The sequence below is a fragment of the Micromonospora sp. NPDC023633 genome, assembly GCF_040640035.1.
In the GTDB taxonomy this organism is placed as follows: domain Bacteria; phylum Actinomycetota; class Actinomycetes; order Mycobacteriales; family Micromonosporaceae; genus Micromonospora.
The window spans coordinates 1-3,804 of the sequence record NZ_JBFABB010000248.1; the positions used below are offsets into that span (position 1 = coordinate 1).

General features: G+C 72.4%; 1 protein-coding gene. It reads right to left on the reverse strand.

The window, feature by feature from the left end:
• Positions 1-3,804 (reverse strand): SDR family NAD(P)-dependent oxidoreductase (locus tag AB0G13_RS34295; RefSeq protein ID WP_357883747.1); only part of this gene is annotated, 3,804 nt, incomplete at both ends.

Sequence of the window (3,804 nt, forward strand, 5' to 3'; positions counted from 1 at the left end):
GCGGCCTGCGTGTGCCCGATGTTCGACTTCACCGACCCCAACAACAGCGCCCGCTCCCGACCCTGCCCATACACGGCGAGCAACGCCTGCGCCTCAATCGGATCACCCAGGGTCGTACCCGTACCGTGCGCGTCAACCACATCCACGCTCGACGCCGGCACACCCGCCGACGCCAGCGCCGCCCGGATCACCCGCTGCTGCGACGGACCATTCGGCGCCGTCAGACCATTACTCGCGCCGTCCTGATTCACCGCCGAACCCCGCACCACCGCCAACACCTGATGCCCATGACGACGCGCGTCCGACAACCGCTCCACCAGCAGCACCCCGACGCCCTCGGCCGGGCCGAACCCGTCCGCCGAGGCCGCGAACGCCCGGCACCGCCCGTCCGCCGACAAGGCCCGCTGCTGGGAGAACTCCACGAACCCGCCCAGCGACGGCATCACCGTGACACCACCGGCCACCGCCAGCGAACACTCACCCAGCCGCAGCGACTGGATCGCCGAGTGCAGCGCCACCAACGACGACGAGCACGCCGTGTCCAGGGTCACGGCCGGGCCCTCGAATCCGAACACATAGGACACCCGCCCGGACGCCACACTGCCGGTGTTGCCGGTGAACACATAGCCCGCCGAATCACCACCGGCCAGCAACCGAGGCCCGTACTCCTGCGCGATGGCCCCGACGAAGACACCAGTGTCGCTGCCCCGCAGGGACACCGGATCGAACCCGCCGCGCTCGAGGACCTCCCACACACACTCCAGCAACAGACGCTGCTGCGGGTCCATCGCCAGCGCCTCCCGCGGCGAGATACCGAACAACCCCGCGTCGAACCCGGCCGCGTCGTGCAGAAAGCCGCCACCGCGCTGATAGAACGACCCCGGCCGCGCGCCCTCCGCGTCGAACAGCCCCTCCACGTCCCAGCCCCGATCGGCCGGAAACCCGCCGATCCCCTCGCCGCCGGAGACCAGCAACTCCCACAGCGCCGCCGGCGAGTCCACCCCGCCGGGGAACCGGCACGCCATCGACACGATCGCGATCGGGTCCTCGAGCGCGACCGTCCTCGGCCGCGGTTCGGCCGGCGTCGGCGCGGCGCCGGCGGTGAGCTCGGTCAGGAGATGCGCGGCGAGCGCGGCGGGCGTCGGGTAGTCGAAGATCAGGCCGCTCGCCAGCCGGAGCCCGGTCGCGGCGTTCAGCCGGTTGCGGAGTTCCATCGCGGTCAGCGAGTCGAGCCCCGCCTGGCTGAAGGTCGCATCCGCGTCGATCCTGTCCGGGGTCTGCTGCCCGAGTACCACGGCGGAGTGGCCGCGAACCAGGTCGAGCACGGCCTGGTGCCGTTCCGGCTCGGGCAGGGCGGTGAGCCGACGGCGCCAGCCGGACTGCTCGCGGGTGGCGGCGCGCCGGCGCCGGGGACCGTTCTGCAGCTTGGCGGCGATGGGGTTCGGATGGTTCCCGGTGGTGGCGGCGTCGAACATCGCCAGGCCTTGCGCGGTGGTGATGGGCAGGATTCCGGCCCGCGCCAGTCGCTCGCTGTCGGCGTTGCCGGTCATCGTGCTGCGCTGTTCCCAGAAGCCCCAGGCGATCGATACCGCCGGCAGCCCGTGGCGGCGCCGGTGCCGGGCCAGCGCGTCCAGGAAGACGTTGGCCGCCGCGTAGTTGGCCTGCCCGGCGCTGCCCAGGGCGCCGGCGACCGACGAGAACATGACGAACGCCGTCAGGTCCATGTCGCGGGTCAGCTCGTGCAGGTTCCAGGCCGCGTCGACCTTGGGCCGCAGCACCACGCCCACCTGCTCCGGAGTCAGCGCCTCGAACACCCCGTCGTCGAGTACGCCGGCCGCGTGCACCACCGCGTCGATGGCCCGGTCGTGCAGAACAGCGGCCAGGGCGGCCCGGTCGGAGGCGTCACAGGCCACCGCCTCGACGCGGTCACCGTAGTCCGCGCCCAGCCCGGCGTCGGTGCCCGCGCGGGACAGCAGCAGCACCGACGCGGGGGTCGTCTCCAGCAGGTGCCGGGCCACCTGCGAACCGAGCACGCCACCACCCCCGGTGACCAGCACCCGCCCCGACACCACCCGCGGCATCGTCACCACGATCTTGCCCACATGCCGCGCCTGCGCCATGAACCGCAACGCATCCCGGATCTCCCGCACGTCGAACGCCCGCACCGGCGGCAACCGGAACACACCCTCGGCGAACAGCCCCATCACCGTCCGCAGGAGCCGGCCGACGCGGTGCTGATCCGCCACCCCGAGATCGAACGCGGTGTAGGAGACGCCCTGCGGTTCGCGGATGTCGGTCTTGCCCATCTCGACGAACCGGCCACCGGGCTTCAGCATCCGCAGCGACGCGTCCACGAACTCACCCGACAGCGAGTTCAGCACCACATCCACCGGCGGGAACTCGTCGGCGAAGTCGGTGGTCCGCGACGACGCCAGACGCGGCTGCGGCAGCGGCACGTCCGGCCACTTCCACGGCGACGCAGTCGCGTACACCTCGGCGCCGAGGTGCGCGGCGATCTGCACGGCGGCCGATCCCACGCCTCCGGCGGCGGCATGCACCAGCACCGACTCACCACGCCGCAGACCGGCCACATCCACGAGCGCGTAGAACGCCGTCGTGAAGGCCACCGGCACCGACGCCGCCTGCGCGAACGACCACCCCACCGGAATCGGCGCCAGCATGTGCTCCGGCACGACCACCACCGACCCAAAAGCACCGGCGAACAGGCCCAAAACCCGATCGCCGGGCCGGAACGCGTCCGACGCCGACTCCACCACCACCCCGGCACCCTCGGACCCGATCCCGACCTGGTCGACCATGCCCAGCGTCAACACGACATCCCGCAGGTTCAACCCGGCGGCACGAATCTCGACCCGCACCCCACCGGGAGCCAGCGGCACCCGACCGGCATCGCTGGGCACCGCCGCCACCGCATCGAACGACCCGCCCTCACCGACCACATCCACCAGCCAGTCACCATCGGGCAGCACCACCGTCGCCGGCGAGACGGCCGCGGTCAGCGGCGCCCACCACGACCCGTCGCGCACCGCCACCTGCGACCCCCGAGCGGCCGCCTGCTGCACCAGACCGTCGTCGAACACGTCGACATCCAGCAGCACGAAACGATCCGGATGCTCGACCTGCGCCGACCGCACCAAACCCCACACCGGCGCCTGCACCAGATCGACATCCTCGATGTCGTCCACCGCGACGGCACGCTCGGTGACGACGACGAGGCGCTCGTCGTCGGCCGGGTCGCTCGACAGCCATCGCTGGCACGCCTCGCGGACCGCCTGTACGACCTCGTACACGGCCGCGGTCCGGTCCGCCGCGGTCGGCCGCGGGCATTGCAGGACGGTCGTGGACAGCGCCGGGGCGTCCGCGGCTTCGGCCGCCTGCCAGCGCAGTGCCAGCAGCGGGATCTCGGTCGGCAGGGCCGCGGGCCGCAGGACGATCCGTCCGATGGTCAGCAGCGGCGTCCCCTCGGCCGAGGCGACGGTGACGCAATGCTCGGCCGTCACCCGGGTCTGCGCGGTGCCGGACGTGGCCCTGTCGTGGAGTTCGACGTTGTGGAAGGAGAACGGCAGCACCACCTCGGCCGGGGCGGTGGTCGGGTGCAGGGCGGCGTCGAGCAGGGCCGGGTGCAGCAGGTAGCCGCCGGTGTCGAGGCCGTCGACCGCGATCTCGGCGTAGCGGTCGCCGTCGTGCCGCCACAGGCGTTGCAGGCCCTGGAAGGCGGGCCCGTAGTCGTAGCCGCGGGCGCTGAGCGTTTCGTAGAAGTCGCCGGCGTCGAGCGGCGTCGCG